Here is a 19720-nt window from a genome sequence, read left to right as displayed (position 1 = left end):
TGGCAAAACGCCCCAGGCACGGGACCATGCCGCACGGCGGCGCCTTCTGCCGCCGCGCATATGTCCCCATGCCAATCGGAACTTTTGGCGCGGATAATAGTTCGATCACCAACATCAGCCAGGTAGTCAATTTGTTCCCCACCTCATCCTCGGATGTACTCATTCGCAAGCTTCAGACCATCTCGGATCTTCGAGAGGCCGACATCGGCGTTCTGAAAGGCATTCCAATCCAGGAGAAGGAATATTCGGCCAACCACGATCTGGTGCGTGAGGGCGACCGTCCTGTTTACTCGTTTATCGTTCTTGATGGCTTGGTCGGTTCCACCAAACATACGGGCGAAGGAAAGCGACAAATCACATCATTCTTCGTCGCCGGCGACATTCCTGATCTGCATGGGCTGCATCTGTCGGTCATGGATTGTAACTTCTCGACCCTTACGCCGGCCCGAGTAGGTTTCATGCGGCATGACACTCTGCGCGCCGTTTGCGACCAGCACCCTCGCATCGCCACCGCTTTTTGGCGGTCGACGTTGATAGATGCCGCGATTTATAGGGAGTGGGTCATCAATGTGGGAAGACGCGAGGCATACACCCGCATGGCTCACATCCTGTGCGAACTGATTTTTCGCTTGCGCTCCATGGGGCGCATTGAGGATCACGTGGCGGATATCCCCATTACACAGGCGGCCCTTGGCGATGCACTGGGTTTGTCCACGGTCCACGTCAACCGGATGCTCCAGGAACTACGACGCAGAGGCCTCATTGCCACCTCGGGATCAAAAGTTCACGCACTGGACTGGGCCGGCCTCACTCACGCAGGAGATTTCGACACGACCTACCTGCACCAAAGGAACCCCGCAGATTAGCAGTGACGGAAGCTCTCCGATGGCACGATTTTTCTTCGACAGCGGCGATGGCGATCTCATCTTCGAGGACGAAATAGGTGTCGAATGCGCTGGCCTCGAGGAGGTCCGCCGCGCGGGATTCGAGGGCCTTGTCGACCTCACGAGAGAGTCACTGAAGAGCGTCGACGGGCAGCAATTGTTTATCGAAGTGCGCGATGAAAATGGCGCCAAGATTTTGCGGCTGAGCCTCTCGCTTCGGGTAAAATCGAACGTATAAATTTGCACTCTACGCGCAGCGTTAGGCGAGCGGACTGGGACTGCAAACATCCACTGGCATGTCATGTCTCAAAACCAGGGCCACTTTTGAGCGACATGCATTAACCCATAGATTGTGCCTCGATTCGCCTCGATTTGTGTACAGGACGGGGAACCATCAAAGAGCCGCCGAGTTCGTCCAACGGACAAGCTCGGAATCTAACATGGAAGAAATCGGCAAGGCACAACAAAAGGTCATAGCCCGCCTCATACGGGAGTGGATTTCATCGGACGCCAATCGTCGCCAGCTTCGCCAGTTGCTGGATCTGCCGACAGATGCGGACATGCCCAGCGAGCATCGGTCATTGCTTGACGAACTCGACCGAAAGCTCAACCAATGAGCGCCCCTGCTTTCGGGAGGGCTTCCGAGTGGATGCGAGCCGGTGGCGAGGGAAAGGAGCTGAGGTCGACATCTGGTTGAGGCCGCCGACATTTGACCCAAGCAGACGCGAACGCTTTACGCCGGACGGCGCCGATTGGCCGAAGAAAGAATGTTCGGTGGTTTCGTGGAGCCGCGGTCCGATTCCTAGAGGTGAGTTTCTGCACCTTGCTGCGCGTTTAAAAGTTGAGAAACGGCAGTTATGATCTGCGGCAGAAAAAAGGGCTTGGTGATCATTATGCTGTTGGGCACACCTTCCGCTCCCCAGTGTACCGCGCTGTCGCCACTGATATAGACAACCGGGATGGTCGAGTTGGACCTTCGCAAGTGCCGAGCGACCTCCCACCCCGACTGTCCTGCTCCCAGACGGATGTCCGTGAGCACGGCCTTGAACTTGGTCGGATCGGGGTCGAAAGCCGCCAGCGCCTCGGCGGCACTCCGAGTGCCGACGACCTGGAAGCCGGCCTCCTCCAAAGCTGACTCGAGGTCGAGCAGGATCATTGTCTCATCTTCGACGATCAGAACAGCACCTTCGCTCATCCGGAATCTCCCCAAGCCGCCATCGCTAATACGAGTTCGGCGTCAACTTGGTTCCATCTGACGCGCAGCAGCCTGTTGGTATCGAAGCTCTACGCTGCCTCGATTGCGCGGCGGACTTGTGACGTGGGGAAGCCACCCTGGAAAAGGCCGACACCGGCTTAGCTGCTTCGACAGCCTTGGACAATGAGGCTGAATTACAGGCTGCAGCCGACGCTGAACCGTTGCCGGCAAGGTCGCTTTGATCAAGCGTTCTCCTGATCTTCAGAAGCTTGCTGGATTTGCGTCATCACCTTTTGGGGATCGACATTCTCGGCGAGTTCCGGCAGCTCTTTGTCGGCCGGGGTCGAGATATTCAGACGCGCCGTCAAGGCAGCCACCATCTCGATCAGCCGCGTGGTTTCATGTTCGTTCAGAAGGCTGATCTGCAAATCCAGTTCGGCTCGCCGCTCGCTGTGTGCGGCCATTCTGTTCTGATTGATCAGCACGAAAGTAGACAGGAAGATTGCCTCAACCGAGGCGACCATGGCCAGGATCACGAAAGTCGGGTCCCAGGCTGGGACGGCTGGTATCGCGCCAAGGTTCGCGAGGACCCAGACGACAAGAATTGCAAGGTGCAGATAGACGAAAGTCATGCTTCCCGCGAAGCGCGAAACGGCGCCGGCGACCCACGCTTGAACGCCTTGGTGCTCCTCTTGCTGTCGCCTGTGCTCCACCAGGGCCTGTATGTTCTGGTGGAGCACCGACTGCATGTCGGCTGGACGTTGGTCGCTCATTTGAAAGCCCCGTTTGGAGATCATTCCGTGCAAGCGGCGTCGCTTATCGCCGGTGGCTCCCGCGAGGCCGGATCTGCCTTGAACTCGTCGGCACACGACTTGGGTCGCTGCCCACGGCCCGCTTGGAACAAGGCGTGCCGTCCTGCAATAGTGTGCACCATGCCGACCACTGCTTGGGGGGCGCTCTGATGAACCATATGGCCGGCGCCCGGAACCACCTCAAGGAGAGACCCACCGACTTCCGCGTGCAAGCGTCGTGCATCGCGTTGCGCGTCGAACAACCGATCCCCGGATCCCGCCATGATGCCGGTGGGCACGGCAATGTCCCTATAGTTGGCCTTTCCCAACAGGGACGCGGCCAGCATCGATGCTGTCTCCAGAGAAACCGCCCGCAGTTGGGAAGGGCGGCTGGCGACATCTTTGGCGAGTGCGGCGAACTCGCTGGCGACGATGGCGGGTTTAAAGATCTTCTCCATTGCCCAATGCCAAGCAAGCCTTACAAGCGGCGGCAGCAAGGTGTGACGAAACGCGGTGCCGATCACAGGCAGTGCAGGGAGTGCGGCCAGTGCAAGATCCAGCCGCGGTGGCGGATAGTAATAGCCCGAGACCAGCACGATGCCGACGACCGATTGAGAATGCCTGCGCGCCAGTTCGAGGGCGATCCAAGCTCCCCAGGAATGTCCAAGCACGAGGTATTTCTCTATACCCAGCCCGCAGGCCGCGGCATGTATAAGGTCGGCTTGGTCGCGAGCGGACCAACGCCGGCCGCGCGGCCGTGAGCTTCGCCCAAAACCGGGACGATCAAATGCAAGCACCCGGTAGGTCTTTGCCGCCTCATCGAAGATGCCGCTCGACTTGAAATCCTCCGCCATGGATCCATTGCCATGCAGGAGAAGCAGCGGCATGCCGGTTCCGGCTTCGATAAAATGCAGGCGCACACCATAGATCTCCATCACACGTCCGCACGCCCGGCCGGCAATCGCACGTTTGGCGCGGATGGCGTTGTATGCCGCCAGCGCCGCCAACGAGGCCGCGAGCAACCCGGTCGCGAGTTTCGGTCCATCTCTGTCGAACGCCATGCACGTGCCTGTTGGAAACCATCTGCCGACCCCAACTCTCGGGGCGAAAGCTTGTTCCGCCAGACAAGACAACGCTGTACAGCCGGCTCAAGCGGCTAAAGTAGGCCTTCTCCATTGAGTTGGGACCGTTAAGCCTGGGCAGCGCTGCTGCCTCCCATTTTCCAATCACCCTGCCAACGTGCGCGCACGGCAATCATCAGCATGGCCGCTTCCGTCATCCCGGTCTGGAAAAGTCTGACCAGCTCTCTCGCGATGGATTCTGCCGCGGTAGTGTCCGACGAAATCTCAAATTCCTGACACAGCGCGTCGAAGACCGACCGAAGCGTTTTCAGGTCGTCTGGATAGAGAGCGTCCGTATTCGTAAGAATGGGTCGGTCAAGCATCAAACGTCTCCAAACGAGTGAAGTGTGGTTCGGGCACCCAGCCAGCGGGAGCTCGTCAAGTGCCCGCTGGTTTCCCCTTTATCCGCCACAGCGCGCCAAGCTGTCATTAACCTATGACCGGTGCGGCGTGTTCGGCTGACCGGCCCGCCAAAGAAACTGCCGTCCTGCGGGGAACTCTTGGCCGCAGACTGCATTTAAGTCCGGGCAAAACGGGGGCGAAATGGGGGCCACTTCGATCAATCGGCGATCTGAACTGCAGCGCTTCGAGCTTTTGGCAGCGCTGGGCGACCGTATTCGCGAGATTACGGATCCCGCAGAACTGGCCTACGCAGCCGCGGAACTGCTGGGGAACCATTTTGGCATCAGCCGAGCCGGATACGGCACGATCGATCTAGAGAAAGAAACGATCACCATTGAAAGGGACTGGAACGCGCCAGGCATCAAAAGCCTGGCTGGGACGCTGAATTTCAGGAACTACGGCTCGTATATCGAGGATTTGAAGCGAGGCGAAACCGTTGTCTTTGAAAACGCCGAGACAGATCCGCGAACCAGCAGCCATGCGGAGGCACTCAAAGCCATCAGCGCCCAATCCGTCATCAACATGCCCGTTACCGAGCATGGCGGGCTGGTGGCGCTGTTATACCTGAACCACTCCGCGCCCAGACGCTGGGCGACGGAGGAAGTAGCCCTCATTTCGGCAGTCGCGGACCGGACGCGTACGGCGATAGAACGCCTTCGCGCCGAACTGGCCCTGCGTGAGAACGCCGAACGCCTTGCTTTTCTCGACCGCCTCGGCAGGGAGATAGCCCTCGCGGCCGACGCCGATGCTGTCATGCAGATCACCACTCGGCTCCTCGGCGAACATCTTGGCGTCTCGATTTGCGCCTATGCCGACATGGAGCAGGACCAAGACCATTTCACCATCCGCGGCGATTGGAGCGCACCTGGCTCGCCCAGCATCAGGGGATATTACAGTCTTGCCGATTTCGGTCGCCTGGCTGTCACCAACCTCAGCGCCAACAAGCCGCTTATCATCAACAACAACCTTGAGGAAATTGCTCCCGAGGAAGCGAAGACCTTTCAGGATATCGGGATAACGGCAACCATCTGTATGCCTTTGGTCAAACAAGGCCGACTGACTGCCCTGATGGCCATCCACGACAAGCAGCGCCACGTCTGGTCGCAACGCGAACTGTCCTTGCTGACCGAGGTGACGGAGCGGTCCTGGGCTCACATCGAGCGCGTTCGCTCGGAACAGGCGGCACGGGCCAGCGAGGAGAGGCTGAGGCTTGCCACCGACGCGGCCGCTATTGGCACCTGGGATTACGATCCCATCAGCGGAGTGCTGCGTTGGGACGACCGGTGCAAAGCCCTTTTTGGTTTGCCGCCGGACGCGGAGGTGACATATGAAAGCGCCTTCCTGGCGGGCCTCCACCCGGAAGATCGCGCACGGGCCGACGAGGCCGTACGCCAGTCGCTCGCGCCAGGCACCCCCTCCCGCTACGACATCGAATACCGGACGATCGGCCTTCGGGATGGCAAGGAGCGCTGGATTGCCGCAACGGGGGAAGCGCTTTTCCAGTCCGGCCGTGCGATCCGCTTCATCGGCACCGTGGTCGACGTCACCGCGCGAAAGCGGGTGGAGCATCAGCTTCAGTTGATGAACGCCACTGCGGCAGCCGTGGCGGCCGAGCTTGACGTAGAGCGAATTGTCCAGACGGTAACCGATGCCGGCGTGGTGCTGTCGGGCGCACAATTCGGAGCTTTCTTCTACAATGTGATCGACGACAAGGGCGACAGCTATGTGCTCTACGCCCTGTCGGGGGCACCTCGTTCTGCTTTCGAAAACTTTCCCATGCCGCGCAACACCGCGGTGTTCGAGCCCACTTTCCGCGGAACAAGCGTGGTGCGTTCCGACGATATCCTCACCGATCCGCGCTACGGCAAGAACTGGCCCCGCAAGGGAATGCCGGAGGGCCATCTACCGGTGCGTTCCTATCTCGCCGTGCCGGTCGTCTCGCGTTCGGGCGAGGTCCTGGGCGGCCTCTTCCTTGGTCATTCAGAGACCGGCGTGTTCGCCGAACAGCAAGAAGCGGCCTTGCTGGGGCTTGCCGGCCATGCCGCGACGGCCATCGACAACTCCCGGCTGTTCAAGGCGCTGCAGACACTCAACGGCACGCTCGAACAACGTGTCAAAGATGAAGTTGCGGAACGCGCCAGAGCAGAAGAGCACCTGCGCCAAGCCCAGAAGATGGAAGCTGTCGGACAGCTCACCGGTGGCATCGCGCACGACTTCAACAATATGCTGGCCGTCATCATCGGCGGCCTGAACCTTGTGCAGCGCAAGCTCAGAAACGGCGATACCAACGTCCACCAATTCGTAACCGGCGCGATCGATGGAGCACAACGTGCCGCAGAACTTACCAGGCGACTGCTCGCCTTTTCCCGCCAGCAACCACTGGCGCCGAAGCGGCTGAATCCAAATCGCCTCGTCTCCGGTATGAGCGAATTGCTGAACCGGACGCTTGGCGAGACCATCCAGATCGAGACCGTGCTCGCTGCGGGCCTATGGCATGTCGAGGCCGACGCAGGGCAATTGGAAAGCGCGCTGCTCAACCTTTGCGTCAACGCAAGGGATGCCATGCCTGCTGGCGGCAAGCTGACGATCGAGACATCAAACGCCCACGTCGACGATCGCTATGCCAGGGAGAACGCGATCCCCTCCGGCCAGTATGTGATGATAGCGGTCACCGATACAGGAACGGGCATGACTGCTGATGTTGTCGCAAGAGCCTTCGATCCGTTCTTCACCACCAAGGGGGTCGGCAAAGGCACCGGGCTGGGACTCAGCCAAGTCTATGGGTTTGTTCGCCAGTCCGGCGGCAGTGTGAAGATCTATTCCGAGCAGGGCATTGGAACCACCTTGAAAATATATTTGCCGCGCTCGCACCATGGCGTGCTCGACAGCCAAATCGACGTCGTGGCAGGCGAGCACCCCGGCTGTGCAGACGAGATCATCATGGTTGTCGAGGATGAAGATCGCGTCCGGCTGATGGCCGCGGAAGCGCTGCGGGAACTGGGCTACTCTGTGCTGGAAATGCAAGGTCCACGCGAAGCGCTGGTGGCCGTCGAAAGCGGGCAAGTGCCGTCGCTTCTGTTCACCGACGTGGTGATGCCGGAGATGTCGGGCCGGGAGCTGGTGGATCAGGTCAAGACAATGCACCCGTCGCTAAAAGTGCTCTACACCACCGGCTACACACGAAATGCGATTGTCCACAACGGCACGCTCGATTTCGGAACCGAACTTTTGACCAAGCCCTACACGATCGACGAATTGGCAGAGAAAGTCCGGAAGGTGCTGGATCGAAAGTGAACGGGCAACAGCCCGCGACGCTCGCCCCGTGACCGAACACGCCGTTTGCCGCGTGGGTGTGCAGCGAAAAGGGCCGGACACCGACATCATATTGACATGGCCCGGCTTCACTTTTCCGAGCCAGTATCCCTCCAGATTTTGTCGACCTCTTGCCCATCCGCGGCCTTGCTCATTGCCGTGATGGCGCAGCACGATCGAAATCTCGTTGCCGCCGGTCGCCAGTCGGAGAATCCCAGCGAGAAATAAATGCCGCCTCTGGCTCCCTGCGATGCTCAACACTGAAGCTGCCGTAAAAATGCTCGCTGGCCGATGGCCGGATGGAACAATCATCTTGCGGGGATGTTCGGATGATCTAACCGGAGAGATGTCCATGTTCATGCACAACAAGCGCCTGCAGTACACCGTTCGCGTCTCGGAGCCGAATCCTCGCCTGGCCTGCATGATCATGGAACAGTTCGGCGGCGCCGATGGCGAGCTTGCAGCGGCCATGCGCTATTTCACGCAAGGGCTTGGCGAGGACGATCTTGGCCGTCGCGACATGTTGCTCGATATTGCGACCGAAGAACTCAGCCATCTCGAAGTGGTGGGATCAATCGTCACCATGCTCAACAAGGGGCTCAAGGCACAGCTGGCCGAGGGCCAAATGAAGGAAGCCGACCTTTACCTAATGATCGGCGCCAGCGGCACAACAGCCAAGGAATCAATTCTGTTCGGCGGCGCTCCCGCGCTGTGCGACTCAGCCGGCGTTCCCTGGACCGCGGCCTATGTCGACTCGCGCGGTGAACCTACGGTGGATTTGCGGTCGAATATCGCCGCCGAAGCCCGCGCCAAGATCGTTTACGAACGCCTTATCAACATCACCGACGACCCGGGAATCAAGGACGCGCTCGGCTTCCTGATGACGCGCGAGATCGCGCACCAGAAGTCGTTTGAGAAAGCACTTTACGCGATCGAAAACAATTTCCCTTCCGGCAAGCTCCCAGGCGTAGAGAAGTACGCCAGCATGTACGTCAACACCTCTCAAGGCGACGGCGATGTCGCTGGCCCATGGAATTCCGGCGAAGAGTGGGATCGGATCGATGACCTTGAAGAGGTGATGCCCGTCGACGGTGGAGACGGCCTTGCAACTGTCAAGCTGGGGGCCAAAGACATGAAGGTGGTGGCCAGGATGGCCGACCGTACGCTTTCCGATCCGGCTTCCGATCCGACAACAGGCGCTGATCTAGGGGCTGGCCCGGGAGCTGGCCGTACCAAGAACGCCGATTTTGGCGGCGCGGCAAGCATTCAGGAGGCCCCGGCCGTGGCAGAGGCTGCTGTCAAACGCGCACGTAGGCGTTAGCACAGAGCCGACATCATTGCGGGCATCTATGTTCCGCGATGCGGCCGGAAGCTAACACCGACGAAGGCAGGGCATCCGACCAGCAACGGACTGGCCGGAGCGCTCGCATCGACATCTGTGCTGAATGTGGGTGAAGCAACCATGGCCACCGCCGCACCACGATCAGATTCGGAGCGTGCGGGCCAGCCGGATAAGGTCCGTCCCGACGGTTGCGAGAACCGGTGCATCGTGACAATCGGAGCATCGGCCGGCGGCGTCGACGCGCTGAAGAGACTTGTCCGCGATCTTTCGCCGGACATCCCGGCGGCTCTCCTCGTCGTACAGCACGTTGGTCCCACGAGTTACCTCGGCGACATTCTCGGTCGCGCTGCCAACATGCCCGTTGCAAATGCCTCCAACGGCATGAAGGTTAAAAACGGGCACATCTTCGTTGCACCGCCCGGAGCTCACCTTCTGTTACATGACGATCATATGCTGCTGCGGCGCGGGCCGCGCGAGAACCTGGCGCGCCCCGCCATCGACCCCCTGTTTCGATCGGCGGCCTGCAGCTTTGGCGGCAGCGTGATCGGCGTCGTGCTCACAGGCAGCCTCTCCGACGGCACCGCCGGCCTGCACGCAATCAAGATGTGCGGAGGCGTCAGCGTAGTCCAGGACCCCGGCGACGCTGCGGTACCCGACATGCCGCTGAGCGCCTTGCAGAATGTGGAAATCGACCATTGCGTCCCTCTGTCCGAAATGGCTGGCCTGTTGCACAGGCTTGCTTCCGAAATCGCAGGACCGACACCAGAAATCCCGTCCGGCATCCGCCTTGAGGCAGCGATTGCAGCTCAGGAGCACAGCACAATGGAACTGACCGAAGGCCAGCTTGGCGCCCCCTCGACATTTGTCTGCCCCGAATGTCATGGCCCCCTATGGGAGATAGAAGACGGGCCGATTACCCGTTACCGCTGCCACACCGGACATGCGTTCGGAGCGGACGTTTTAATGCAGGCCCAGGCTGACGATGCGGAACAGGCTCTTTGGAGCCTTTTAAGAGCGCACCAGCAGCGGGCTGAGTTGGCGAAACGTACGGCAAAACGCGAAGCCGCGCGGGAAAGACACAGCCTGGCCAGCCAAATGGCTGCGCGGGCCGCGGAGTACGAAGCCGACGCGAAACTTATTGAAGAGATCATCCATCGTCGAACGCCGTGACAAGGCAACAGCGTTTGTCAGGGCGGGTGCGTCTGCGTCCTTCCGATCGCATTTTCCTGGATCAGCCGCGTTGCCTCACCGCTTGGCCTGTGGCCACGGGTATCCAGGTCCCATGCTTTGATTGAACACCTGCACCCAAATCCAACTGCACGAATTTTATGCAAAGCAGGAACATAGAAGCATTACGCGAGTTAGGCACTGACCCATTGGACGTATCCTCGCATTCTGCGGTCTGCCTGGGTGGTCCTTGTTTTGTAAACGAATGCCAGGACAATGTATCGCTCGCAGCTTTTCGTACCTCTTTTTGGCCTGCTGTTGCTGATGGGTGGCCTGTTCCACGGGCACGAGGCCATGGCGCAGGAACCCTGTCCGGCCGATCACGATAAGCTGCTTGCAGCCCTCAAAGCCAACGTGAAGGCAAGCGGCGGACCAGCCAATGGCGGCTTTGAAACCAACGAATGGGCAGCCATCGTTGCCCGTGACGGCACTGTCTGCGCGATTGCGTTCAGCGGCCCCACCCCCGACTCGCAGTGGCCGGGAAGTCGGCTCATAGCAGCGGAGAAAGCCAACACGGCCAACGGTCTCAGCCTGGCTCAGATGGCCCTCTCGACGGCCAATCTCTATGCGGGGGTGCAGCCCGGCGGACCGCTATTTGGCCTGCAGGAGACCAATCCCGTCAACCAGGCCGCGGCCTATACGGGCGATCCCAAAACGTTCGGAAGCGCCGGCGACCCGCTCGTCGGCAAGCCGATCGGAGGCGTCGTGGTGTTTGGCGGCGGACTTGCCCTCTACGACGGCAAGAGCATTGTCGGCGGCCTCGGCGTTTCAGGCGATTCCTCATGCGCCGATCACAATGTCGCTTGGCGTATCCGCGCGGCGCTCGGCTTCGACAAGGTCCCGGCAGGCGTCAATCCAAATCGCAAGGATGCCATTGTCTACGATCTGGACCCCGGCGGCAAAAGCGCTTCGGGCTGGGGCCATCCGCTTTGTGCCGGAACGGAGGCCGACATCGCGGCCGAACTCGGCGCCGGCGTGGGAGGCTCGATCAATAAATGAAAGCTATGCCCCAGTTGGCATTGACGCGCGTTGACGTAGAACGCCATACCCGCAAATTGGCTGCCGGGAATTCCTTTGGCGCTATCCTTCTGGTGACGCTGCTCGCCTGCCTGCCGCTTTTGGGCGCTGCGTCCGAGCCACCTAAAACACCAGCGATCGTACCGCCAGCCGCAGCCTCGCCACCCGATGACGGCCAATGGACGATGCCGGCCAAGAACTACGCGTCGACGCGCTTCAGCGAACTCTCCGAGATCAACGAAGGCAACGTCAAGAACCTGCAGGTCGCGTTCACGTTCTCGACAGGCGTGAACAAGGGCCAGGAAGCAGCGCCGCTGGTCGTCGGCAACACCATGTATATCGTGACGCCCTTTCCCAACTTCGTCTATGCGCTCGATCTCTCCAAGCCCGGCGCCCCGATGAAGTGGAAGTACGAACCCAATCCCGAGCCGGCGGCACAGGGGGTGGCCTGCTGCGACGTCGTCAACCGAGGGGTGGCATTCGCCGACGGGCGCATCTTTTTCAATACGCTGGACGGCCACACGATTGCCCTTGATGCGAACACGGGCAAGCCGATCTGGAACACTCATGTCGGCAACATCAACATCGGCGAGACCATCACCATGGCGCCGCTTGTGGTGAAGGGCAAAGTGCTGGTCGGCAATTCCGGCGGCGAGATGGGCGTTCGCGGCTGGGTAAAGGCGCTCGACGCCGGCGACGGTCATGTCGTCTGGATCGCCTATAGCACCGGGCCGGACAAGGACGTGCTGATCGGATCGGACTTCAAGCCGCACTACGACATGGACAAAGGCAAGGATCTTGGCGTCACGACGTGGCCGCCGGAAGCCTGGAAGATCGGCGGCGGCAACATGTGGGGCTGGATTTCCTATGATCCCGATCTGAACCTGATCTTCCACGGCACCGGCAATCCCGGACCATGGAATCCGGATTTGCGGCCGGGCGACAACAAGTGGACGTCTGGCATTTTCGCGCGCGATCCCGACACCGGCGCGGCGAAATGGTTCTATCAGTGGAGCCCGCACGACCTCCACGATTATGACGGCATCAACGAGCAGATCCTGCTCGACATGACCTGGCAGGGCAAGCCGCGCAAGGTGCTGATCCGGCCGGAGCGCAACGGCTATCTCTACATCCTCGACCGGACAACCGGCGAGGTGCTGTCGGCAAAACCGTTTGGTCCGGTCAACTCCAGCAAAGGTGTGGATCTGAAAACCGGTCGGCTGATCGTAAACCCGGACAAGAAGACCGGCACCGGCAAGGTCGTTCGCGATATCTGTCCGACGGCGTCGGGCCTCAAGGACTGGCAGCCTTCCGCGTTCTCGCCGAAGACCGGCCTGCTCTACATCCCGCACAACAATCTGTGCATGGATGAAGAAGGCGTCGAGGTGAACTACATCGCCGGCACGCCCTATGTGGGCATGAACGTCCGCATGATACCAGGGCCTGGCGGTAATCGCGGCGCCTTCACCGCCTGGGACATCGCCGCGGAGAAACCCGCCTGGAGCCTCAAGGAGAATTTCCCGGTGTGGAGCGGCGCGGTAGTGACCGCCGGCGACGTTGTGTTCTATGGCACGATGGAAGGCTGGTTCAAGGCGGTTAGCGCCAAGACCGGAGACCTGCTTTGGCAGTTCAAGACCTCGTCCGGGATCATCGGCCAGCCCATCACCTATCGCGGTCCCGACGGGCACCAATATGTCGCCATCCTCTCAGGCGTCGGCGGCTGGGCCGGCGCCATTGTATCGGGCGATCTTGACCCGCGTGACGCCACCGCCGCGCTCGGTTTCGTCAATGCCATGAAGGATCTGAAGAACGCGACAACCTCGGGAGGCACGCTTTATGTGTTCCGGCTGCCTTGATGGATTGTACTTGACCGTAGGTCCGGCGCGAAAGGCGTGTCAACGGCTGGTGATCGGCATGGCCGCCATCGCCTTCGTGTTCTTGACGGCCACAGCCGACGCACGTGAGCTGAGGGTCTGCGCCGATCCGAACAACATGCCGTTCTCCAACGCGGCCGGTCAGGGCTTCGAGAACAGGATCGCCGAAATCGTTGCGTCCGATCTCGGCGCGAAGCTGACCTATACCTGGTGGGCGCAGCGCCGCGGCTTCATCCGAAACACGCTGAAGGCCGGTCTATGCGATCTCGTGCCGGGCACGCCGAGCAACCTCGAAATGCTGCGCACCACCACGCCCTACTACCGATCGTCTTATGTCTTCGTCACCCGCAGGGACGGCCCCGACGTAGCATCGTTCAATGATCCGCGGCTGCGCGACATGCGGATCGGTGTTCAGCTCATCGGCGACGATGGCGCCAATTCGCCTCCGGTCCAGGCGCTTGGCCGCCGAGGTATCGTCGGGCACCTCGTTGGCTATCCGGTCTATGGCGATTATTCCGCCCCCAACCCGCCGGCGCGCATCGTCGAAGCGGTGGCGAGTGGCGAGATCGACCTTGCCGTGGTCTGGGGCCCCCTCGCCGGCTACTTCGCCGCCAGGCAGAAGGTGCCGCTCCGCATCACGCCGGTTGCGCCCCGCATCGACGGACCGCAACTGCCGATGATCTACGACATCTCGATGGGCGTCCGCCGCGAAGACGATGCGCTGCGCGGCGATGTCAATGGCGCCCTGTCCAGGCACAAGGTCGAGATAGATGCCTTGCTGTCACAGTATGGCGTGCCGCGCCTCGATGCCCCGGGGAGCCCGGTGCGATGAGAGCCGCGGTGGCCATGCTCCTGTTTCCAGTCCTGGCGCTCGCTGCCTGCCAGCGCGAGGAACGTGACACGCGCCCGCAATCGGCGCTCGGATCGGGCGAGCAGCCGACGCCTGTGACCACGCTGGAGCCCGGCGGACAGCGGCCCCCCGCCAGCGACAACAAGGCGGCGAGCTTCGAGGCCAACGCCTTCCACATGAGCGAAGGGAAACGGCTTTTCGGCTGGTTCAACTGTTCGGGATGCCACGCCAATGGCGGCGGCGGCATGGGGCCGGCCCTGATGGACCAAAAGTGGCTCTATGGCAGCTCGATCGAAAGCATCCATGCCACGATCCGCGACGGTCGGCCAAACGGCATGCCGAGCTTCCGCGACAAGATTCCCGACGACCAGATCTGGGAGCTTGCGGCTTTCGTGCGCTCGCTGAGCGGCAACGCGCCGTCTTCCGCCGCGCCGCAACGCAATGACGACATGATGGCGCATCCTTCGGAAAACCGCATGCCCGACGCGGCCACGCTGGGGAAGTCGCCGTGAAACGTCTCGTCTCGATGGCGTTCGCCACCGCCGGGGCTCTGTTGCTCCAGGGATGCGCGGGCTGGCAATCCGCCCTCGACCCGAAAGGTCCCGCGGCGAGCGAACTGGCATGGCTGATCTGGTTCTTCACCGCGCTCTGCGCCGTGGTGTGGGTGCTGGTGATGATCGCCCTTGTCGTGCCTTTGATGATGGGGTCGCGCGCGCAGGCGGAGCCGCTCGCGATCGAGGCCGGCGCCGACGACCGGAAGCTGCGCGCGGTGATGACCGCCGTCGGGTTGACCGCCATTGTCCTGATCGGACTGACCTTGCTGAGCTTCTTCGCCAACAGGACGCTCGCCGCGATCGGCTCGGATGCCGCGCTGACCATTCGGGTCACCGGCCATCAATGGTGGTGGGAGGTGCGCTATGAGGATGCCACGCCAAGCCGCATCCTGACCACGGCGAACGAGATCCATATCCCCGCCGGGGAACCGGTGAAGCTTCTTCTGACCTCGACCGACGTCATCCATTCCTTCTGGATTCCGAGCCTTTCGGGCAAGCTCGACCTCATTCCCGGCCACATGAACGTGCTCGACCTCAAGGCCGACAAGCCTGGTGTTTACCGAGGTCAATGCGCCGAGTTCTGCGGGGCGCAGCACGCAAACATGGGTACCTTCATCATCGCCGAGCCGCGTGCGAAGTTCGACGCCTGGTGGAACGACCAGTTGCAGCCGGCAGCTACTCCGACGGGGGACGAGGCCAAGGCCGGCCAGGATCTGTTTCTGAAGCGCCCTTGCGTGATGTGTCACAGAATAGGCGGCACGCCTGCCGGAGGAACGGTCGCCCCCGACCTCACCCATATAGCCAGCCGGCAGACGCTTGCCGCCGGGACATTGACCATGAGCCGCGGCAATCTCGCCGCCTGGATAGCCGACCCACAGGGCATCAAGCCCGGATCCCACATGCCGGTGGTGGAGCTCAGCGGCGACGAACTCAACGCCATGGTCGCCTATCTCGAGGCGCTTAAATGAGCAGCGCGGATCTCACAAGCGAACGCGACCTGCCGCGCGAAACGCCCGCCACAGGCGACGTCGCACCCGAGCATGACGGACCGCGCGACACCGGCATGGACGATGCCAGCCTGGATCGCTGGCTGGCGCGGACATGGCGCACGCCCCCCGGCATCATCGGCGCGCTGTCGAGCGTCGACCACAAGGTCGTCGCACGGCGCTATCTGATCACCGCCTTCGTGTTTCTGTGCCTGGGCGGGCTCAACGCTGTCGCCATGCGCATCCAGCTCTCAGGGCCGCAGCGCGGTCTGATCGGCCCGGACCTCTACAACCAGCTGTTCACGATGCATGGTGTGACCATGATGTTCCTGTTCGCCGTGCCCATCGTGCAGGCGACAGGCATCTATCTCGTCCCGCTGATGGTCGGCAGCCGCAACATCGCCTTTCCCCGCCTGAACGCGTTCAGCTACTGGATCTATGTTTCGGGCGGCATATTCGCCTGGGTGTCTTTCGCGCTCAACATGGCGCCCGACGTCGGCTGGTTTGCTTATGTGCCGCTGTCAGGCCCCGAATTCGCGCCGGGCAAGCGGGCCGACGTCTGGGCCCAGATGATCACTTATACAGAAGTATCCTCCCTGGCCGTCGCGGTGGCAACCATCGTCACCGTGTTCAAGCAGCGAGCCCCCGGCATGTCGCTGGACAGGATTCCGCTCTACGTCTGGGCAATGCTGGTTACCTCCTTCGTCGTCGTCTTCGCCATGCCCGCGGTGATGATCACCTCGACCTTCCTGATCCTCGACCGGCTGGTCGGCACACATATCTTCAACCCGGCCGAGGGCGGCGACGCACTGCTCTTCCAGCATCTGTTCTGGTTCTTTGGCCATCCCGAGGTCTACATCATCTTCCTGCCGGCGACGGGCATGGTCTCCGCGATCATCCCGGTCTTCGCCCGGCGTCCCGTGTTCGGGCATCTCGGGCTGGTCTTGTCGCTGATCGCCGTCGGCTTCCTTTCGTTCGGCCTCTGGGTCCATCACATGTTCGCGACGGGACTACCCAAGCTCGGCGCCAGCTTCTTCACCGCGTCGAGCATGCTGATCGCCATCCCCAATGGCGTTCAGATCTTCTGCTGGCTGGCGACCTTGTGGGACGGCAGGCCGGTGATCCGCACGCCGCTGCTGTTCGTGTTCGGCTTCTTTTTCATCTTCGTCATCGGCGGCCTCACCGGCGTCATGCTCGCTTCGGTGCCGCTGGACCTCCAGGTGCACGACACCTATTTCGTCGTCGCCCATTTCCATTACGTGCTGATCGGCGGTTCGGTCTTCCCGCTGCTGGGCGCGGCCTATTTCTGGTTCCCCAAGATCAGCGGCCGCATGATGAGCGAGCGTCTCGGGCGCTGGCATTTCTGGCTGGCTTTCATCGGCTTCAACGCGGCTTTTTTCCCAATGCATCTCGTCGGGCTCTGGGGCATGCCACGCAGGGTCTACACCTATCCGGCCGAGCTTGGCTGGGGCAACATCAACCTGTTCATCAGCGCCGGCGCGGTGCTCTTTTTCCTCAGCTTCGTACTGTTCACGTTCAATCTTGTACACGGCGCGTTGAAGGGCGCACTGGCCGGAAACAATCCCTGGGATGCCGGTACGCTCGAATGGGCGACGTCTTCGCCGCCGCCAAGCTATAATTTCGCGCGGATACCGATTGTCACGCATGTCGAGCCGCTCTGGGCCGAACGGGAGGCGCTGCCTGTGGCGACCGGTCTCCGCGTCGATGTCCGTGAGCTGTTGATCTCAACCGTGGCGGAAGCCCACCCCGACATTCGCGAGAAATCGGCGACACCGTCGATCTGGCCGCTGCTGGCGGCAATCGCTGTCGGCGGTACGTTTGTCTATTCGATCTTCACGCCCTGGGCGATCGTCTGGGGCGCCGCGCCGATCGCCATCACCTTGATCGGATGGTTCTGGCCCAAGGACGACCCGGAGGATGAGGGATGAGTGAGCGTCCCAGCTTGGATCTTTCGGACCTCCCAACCTTTGGACATGGTCCGCGCAGCCCGACCTGGTGGGGAACGCTCGGCTTCATGGCGCTGGAAGGCATGGGCTTTGCGTTGGCCGCCGGCGCTTATCTCTATCTCGCCACTTTGTGGCCCAACTGGCGTCTAAGCGCCCCGCACCCCAACCATTGGCCCGGAACGATCGTCACCATCCTGTTCATTATCAGCGTGGTGCCGAATCACATCCTCCACGGCCATGCCAAGCAATGCGCGATCGTGCCGGTGCGGATCGGGCTGGTGGTGATGTCGCTGCTCGGTCTGGCCCCGCTTGTCGTGCGCTGGTTCGAATTCCCGGCGCTGAACATCTACTGGGACACGAACGCCTACGGCTCGATGCTCTGGGTGCTGCTCGGGCTGCACACCACACACCTGATCACCGATGTCGGCGACACCATCGTTTTGACGGTGCTGATGTTCACACGCCATGGCTATAGCGGCCGGCGCTTCGGCGATGTCGGCGACAATGTCTTCTATTGGGATTTCGTGGTGCTGACCTGGATCCCGATCTATCTGCTCATCTACTGGATGCCGAGGCTAGGCTGATGCGTGCGTTGAAAATGGGAACGTCCTGGGGTGGTCTTCTGTCGGGGCCGATGGCTTGGGCAATCTCGACGCAGCTGAACTACGCACTCGTACCATGGCAGTGCAACCGCCAGGTGCCGGTGGTGCTTCCCGTGGCACTGGTGCTCGCCGTGCTTTCGCTGCTCGGCGGTGCCTTGTCATGGCGGGCGAAGCGGCAGGGCGGCGCCGCCTTCAAGCCTGAGCGCACGCGCAGCACCGAGCAGTTCGTCGCCGATCTCGGCATGCTTGCGGCATTGCTGTTTGCCCTCGTCATCATCATGCAAGGCAGCGCGGCTCTCATTCTCGACGAGTGCCTGCGATGAGCTTCGACGCGTTCTTCTCGACCTCGATCTGCTACGGCGCCGGCGCGCCCGAGGCCGGATGGACGCTCGCATTTCCCATCACGTTTCCGCTGGCCGCGATTGCCTTCCTTTATGCCATCGGAGCGACTCGGTTGTGGCGCCGCAGCAGCCGAGGCCGTCCCGAGCGGATGCGGCAGGCGTTGTTGTTCGCCGCCGGTTGGGGCGTGCTGACGGCAGCACTGGTCAGCCCCATCCATGCGCTCGGCGAGCGGGTGTTTGCCGCCCATATGATCGAGCATGAACTGCTGATGGCGGTGGCGGCGCCTCTCCTTGTCGCCGCGTGCCCAGGCGCAGTCCTGCTCTGGTCCTTGCCGGCCTCACTTCGCCGTGGAACGGGCAAGCTCACGCGCGCAAAGACGCTGCAATCGGTTTGGGCCCTGGTGATCCGCCCCCTCAACGCGACGATCATTCACGGCGTCGCCATCTGGATCTGGCACATTCCGGCGTTGTTCCAGGCAGCGCTCCAGCAGGGCTTTCTCCATTATGCCCAGCATGCGAGCTTCCTCGGCACAGCCTTGCTGTTCTGGTGGGCGCTCCTACCGCGCCCCGGTCGACAGCAAACCTATGGCAACTCCGTCATGCATCTTTTCTTCACCTCGCTTCATACCGGCCTGCTCGGTGTCCTGCTGCTGATGTCGCCCAAACTCTGGTATCCGGAGAATGGCGCCGGCGCGGCATTGTGGGGAATGACCGCGATCGAGGACCAGCAGCTCGCCGGATTGGTAATGTGGGTTCCGGCAGGCTTGATCTATGGCGGCGCCGCCTTGCTGCTCGCCGGCCTCTGGATAAGCAGCAGCGCAACCAGGGAGGCAACACATGCGCTCCGACCTGGGTAGGCTGATCGGGGGCGCCCTTGCCGCAATCCTGCTGCTGGCTGCGGCTGTCGCAGCGGCGACTTTGTGGTCCGACAGGCGCGAGCGCGTCCGGCACGAGTCGGATGCGGCGACCGGCGGCGTAGGCGCCCGCGCCATTCCAATCATGACGGCGAATGGCTGCTCCGGCTGCCATACGATACCCGGCGTGCCGGGTGCGCAAGGCCAGGTCGGACCCCGCCTAGACGGTGGCCTTGCCGACAGGGTCTTTATCGGTGGCCTGCTGGCAAACAATCCGGAGAACATGATCCGCTGGATACGCTCGGCGAGGGAAGTCAATCCGCACACGGCCATGCCGTCGACGAGGATCACCGAGCAACAGGCGCGGGACATCGCCGCTTATCTCTATGCGTTGAGGTAAT

20 protein-coding genes are annotated in these 19720 nt (G+C 61.6%); 16 read left to right on the top strand and 4 right to left on the bottom strand.

The features are described 5' to 3' along the window. The first annotated feature begins 26 nt into the window (after nt 1-26). The 3 genes from NKJ58_RS05385 (at nt 27) to NKJ58_RS05375 (ending at nt 1501) form a co-directional block, all read left to right on the top strand. A complete protein-coding gene (locus NKJ58_RS05385) occupies nt 27-866 on the top strand; it encodes a Crp/Fnr family transcriptional regulator (protein ID WP_245259912.1) in 840 nt (279 codons plus the stop codon). Between the two features lie 19 nt (nt 867-885). Next, nucleotides 886-1122 (top strand): DUF6894 family protein, encoded by a 237-nt coding sequence (locus NKJ58_RS05380; protein WP_023668023.1) that lies wholly within the window; start codon nt 886-888, stop codon nt 1120-1122. 202 nt (nt 1123-1324) lie between these two features. Then, entirely contained in the window at nt 1325-1501 is a 177-nt protein-coding gene (locus NKJ58_RS05375) for a hypothetical protein (protein WP_023687819.1), read from the top strand. Nucleotides 1502-1686: 185 nt separating this feature from the next. Here the strand turns inward: NKJ58_RS05375 and NKJ58_RS05370 are convergent, their stop codons facing one another. The 4 genes from NKJ58_RS05370 to NKJ58_RS05355 form a co-directional block, all read right to left on the bottom strand. Beyond that, the gene (locus NKJ58_RS05370) at nt 1687-2079 is read right to left on the bottom strand and encodes a response regulator (protein WP_023687818.1); all 393 of its coding nucleotides are present in this window, start codon (nt 2077-2079) and stop codon (nt 1687-1689) included. Between the two features lie 242 nt (nt 2080-2321). Further along, the gene (locus NKJ58_RS05365) at nt 2322-2852 is read right to left on the bottom strand and encodes a DUF1003 domain-containing protein (protein ID WP_023668020.1); all 531 of its coding nucleotides are present in this window, start codon (nt 2850-2852) and stop codon (nt 2322-2324) included. 20 nt (nt 2853-2872) lie between these two features. Further along, nucleotides 2873-3931, bottom strand: a complete 1059-nt coding sequence (locus tag NKJ58_RS05360; protein ID WP_023748053.1) for an alpha/beta fold hydrolase — start codon at nt 3929-3931, stop codon at nt 2873-2875. Nucleotides 3932-4059: 128 nt separating this feature from the next. Beyond that, entirely contained in the window at nt 4060-4314 is a 255-nt protein-coding gene (locus NKJ58_RS05355; RefSeq protein WP_023668018.1) for a hypothetical protein, read from the bottom strand. A gap of 220 nt (nt 4315-4534) precedes the next feature. On the opposite strand from NKJ58_RS05355, the gene NKJ58_RS05350 reads away from it, so the two are divergent. From NKJ58_RS05350 to NKJ58_RS05290, 13 genes are all read left to right on the top strand, one after another. Next, nucleotides 4535-7687: a GAF domain-containing protein gene (locus tag NKJ58_RS05350; protein ID WP_352518773.1), complete on the top strand. Its 3153-nt coding sequence runs from the start codon at nt 4535-4537 to the stop codon at nt 7685-7687. A gap of 370 nt (nt 7688-8057) precedes the next feature. Beyond that, a complete protein-coding gene (locus NKJ58_RS05345) occupies nt 8058-9026 on the top strand; it encodes a manganese catalase family protein (protein ID WP_023681124.1) in 969 nt (322 codons plus the stop codon). Nucleotides 9027-9167: 141 nt separating this feature from the next. Further along, nucleotides 9168-10217 carry a chemotaxis protein CheB gene (locus tag NKJ58_RS05340; RefSeq protein ID WP_023681123.1) on the top strand — a complete coding sequence of 350 codons (1050 nt, stop codon included), beginning with the start codon at nt 9168-9170 and terminating at the stop codon, nt 10215-10217. Nucleotides 10218-10490: 273 nt separating this feature from the next. Next, the gene (locus tag NKJ58_RS05335; RefSeq protein ID WP_023712209.1) at nt 10491-11273 is read left to right on the top strand and encodes a heme-binding protein; all 783 of its coding nucleotides are present in this window, start codon (nt 10491-10493) and stop codon (nt 11271-11273) included. Then, on the top strand, nt 11270-13147 hold the full coding sequence (locus NKJ58_RS05330; RefSeq protein ID WP_023681121.1) for a methanol/ethanol family PQQ-dependent dehydrogenase: 1878 nt from the start codon (nt 11270-11272) through the stop codon (nt 13145-13147). Before NKJ58_RS05335 ends, NKJ58_RS05330 begins: the two co-directional genes overlap by 4 nt. 58 nt (nt 13148-13205) lie before the next feature. Further along, a complete protein-coding gene (locus NKJ58_RS05325) occupies nt 13206-13997 on the top strand; it encodes a substrate-binding domain-containing protein (RefSeq protein ID WP_023668012.1) in 792 nt (263 codons plus the stop codon). After that, nucleotides 13994-14527 (top strand): c-type cytochrome, encoded by a 534-nt coding sequence (locus NKJ58_RS05320; protein WP_023681119.1) that lies wholly within the window; start codon nt 13994-13996, stop codon nt 14525-14527. The genes NKJ58_RS05325 and NKJ58_RS05320 overlap by 4 nt, the downstream gene beginning before the upstream one ends. Then, nucleotides 14524-15537 (top strand): cytochrome c oxidase subunit II, encoded by a 1014-nt coding sequence (gene coxB, locus NKJ58_RS05315; RefSeq protein ID WP_023681118.1) that lies wholly within the window; start codon nt 14524-14526, stop codon nt 15535-15537. Before NKJ58_RS05320 ends, coxB begins: the two co-directional genes overlap by 4 nt. Further along, nucleotides 15534-17504, top strand: coding sequence for a cytochrome c oxidase subunit I (gene ctaD, locus NKJ58_RS05310; protein WP_023681117.1), 1971 nt, complete (start codon nt 15534-15536; stop codon nt 17502-17504). Before coxB ends, ctaD begins: the two co-directional genes overlap by 4 nt. Continuing rightward, a complete protein-coding gene (locus NKJ58_RS05305; RefSeq protein ID WP_023681116.1) occupies nt 17501-18106 on the top strand; it encodes a cytochrome c oxidase subunit 3 in 606 nt (201 codons plus the stop codon). The genes ctaD and NKJ58_RS05305 overlap by 4 nt, the downstream gene beginning before the upstream one ends. Continuing rightward, nucleotides 18106-18447 carry a hypothetical protein gene (locus NKJ58_RS05300; protein WP_023681115.1) on the top strand — a complete coding sequence of 114 codons (342 nt, stop codon included), beginning with the start codon at nt 18106-18108 and terminating at the stop codon, nt 18445-18447. The genes NKJ58_RS05305 and NKJ58_RS05300 overlap by 1 nt, the downstream gene beginning before the upstream one ends. Further along, a complete protein-coding gene (locus NKJ58_RS05295) occupies nt 18444-19322 on the top strand; it encodes a cytochrome c oxidase assembly protein (protein WP_023681114.1) in 879 nt (292 codons plus the stop codon). Before NKJ58_RS05300 ends, NKJ58_RS05295 begins: the two co-directional genes overlap by 4 nt. Then, nucleotides 19303-19719, top strand: a complete 417-nt coding sequence (locus NKJ58_RS05290) for a c-type cytochrome (protein WP_023681113.1) — start codon at nt 19303-19305, stop codon at nt 19717-19719. Before NKJ58_RS05295 ends, NKJ58_RS05290 begins: the two co-directional genes overlap by 20 nt. Nucleotide 19720: the final 1 nt, after the last annotated feature.

Origin of the sequence: Mesorhizobium sp. M0139, from assembly GCF_040322455.1 — a bacterium.
In the GTDB taxonomy this organism is placed as follows: Bacteria; Pseudomonadota; Alphaproteobacteria; order Rhizobiales; family Rhizobiaceae; genus Mesorhizobium.
This window is presented reverse-complemented; position numbering and strand designations above follow the sequence as displayed.

Coding starts and splice junctions, on each gene's coding strand:
- NKJ58_RS05385 (WP_245259912.1), top strand. CDS start 27: ATGCCGCACGGCGGCGCCTTCTGCCGCCGCGCATATGTCCCCATGCCA.
- NKJ58_RS05380 (WP_023668023.1), top strand. CDS start 886: ATGGCACGATTTTTCTTCGACAGCGGCGATGGCGATCTCATCTTCGAG.
- NKJ58_RS05375 (WP_023687819.1), top strand. CDS start 1,325: ATGGAAGAAATCGGCAAGGCACAACAAAAGGTCATAGCCCGCCTCATA.
- NKJ58_RS05370 (WP_023687818.1), bottom strand. CDS start 2,079: ATGAGCGAAGGTGCTGTTCTGATCGTCGAAGATGAGACAATGATCCTG.
- NKJ58_RS05365 (WP_023668020.1), bottom strand. CDS start 2,852: ATGAGCGACCAACGTCCAGCCGACATGCAGTCGGTGCTCCACCAGAAC.
- NKJ58_RS05360 (WP_023748053.1), bottom strand. CDS start 3,931: ATGGCGTTCGACAGAGATGGACCGAAACTCGCGACCGGGTTGCTCGCG.
- NKJ58_RS05355 (WP_023668018.1), bottom strand. CDS start 4,314: ATGCTTGACCGACCCATTCTTACGAATACGGACGCTCTCTATCCAGAC.
- NKJ58_RS05350 (WP_352518773.1), top strand. CDS start 4,535: ATGGGGGCCACTTCGATCAATCGGCGATCTGAACTGCAGCGCTTCGAG.
- NKJ58_RS05345 (WP_023681124.1), top strand. CDS start 8,058: ATGTTCATGCACAACAAGCGCCTGCAGTACACCGTTCGCGTCTCGGAG.
- NKJ58_RS05340 (WP_023681123.1), top strand. CDS start 9,168: ATGGCCACCGCCGCACCACGATCAGATTCGGAGCGTGCGGGCCAGCCG.
- NKJ58_RS05335 (WP_023712209.1), top strand. CDS start 10,491: ATGTATCGCTCGCAGCTTTTCGTACCTCTTTTTGGCCTGCTGTTGCTG.
- NKJ58_RS05330 (WP_023681121.1), top strand. CDS start 11,270: ATGAAAGCTATGCCCCAGTTGGCATTGACGCGCGTTGACGTAGAACGC.
- NKJ58_RS05325 (WP_023668012.1), top strand. CDS start 13,206: ATGGCCGCCATCGCCTTCGTGTTCTTGACGGCCACAGCCGACGCACGT.
- NKJ58_RS05320 (WP_023681119.1), top strand. CDS start 13,994: ATGAGAGCCGCGGTGGCCATGCTCCTGTTTCCAGTCCTGGCGCTCGCT.
- ctaD (WP_023681117.1), top strand. CDS start 15,534: ATGAGCAGCGCGGATCTCACAAGCGAACGCGACCTGCCGCGCGAAACG.
- NKJ58_RS05305 (WP_023681116.1), top strand. CDS start 17,501: ATGAGTGAGCGTCCCAGCTTGGATCTTTCGGACCTCCCAACCTTTGGA.
- NKJ58_RS05300 (WP_023681115.1), top strand. CDS start 18,106: ATGCGTGCGTTGAAAATGGGAACGTCCTGGGGTGGTCTTCTGTCGGGG.
- NKJ58_RS05295 (WP_023681114.1), top strand. CDS start 18,444: ATGAGCTTCGACGCGTTCTTCTCGACCTCGATCTGCTACGGCGCCGGC.
- NKJ58_RS05290 (WP_023681113.1), top strand. CDS start 19,303: ATGCGCTCCGACCTGGGTAGGCTGATCGGGGGCGCCCTTGCCGCAATC.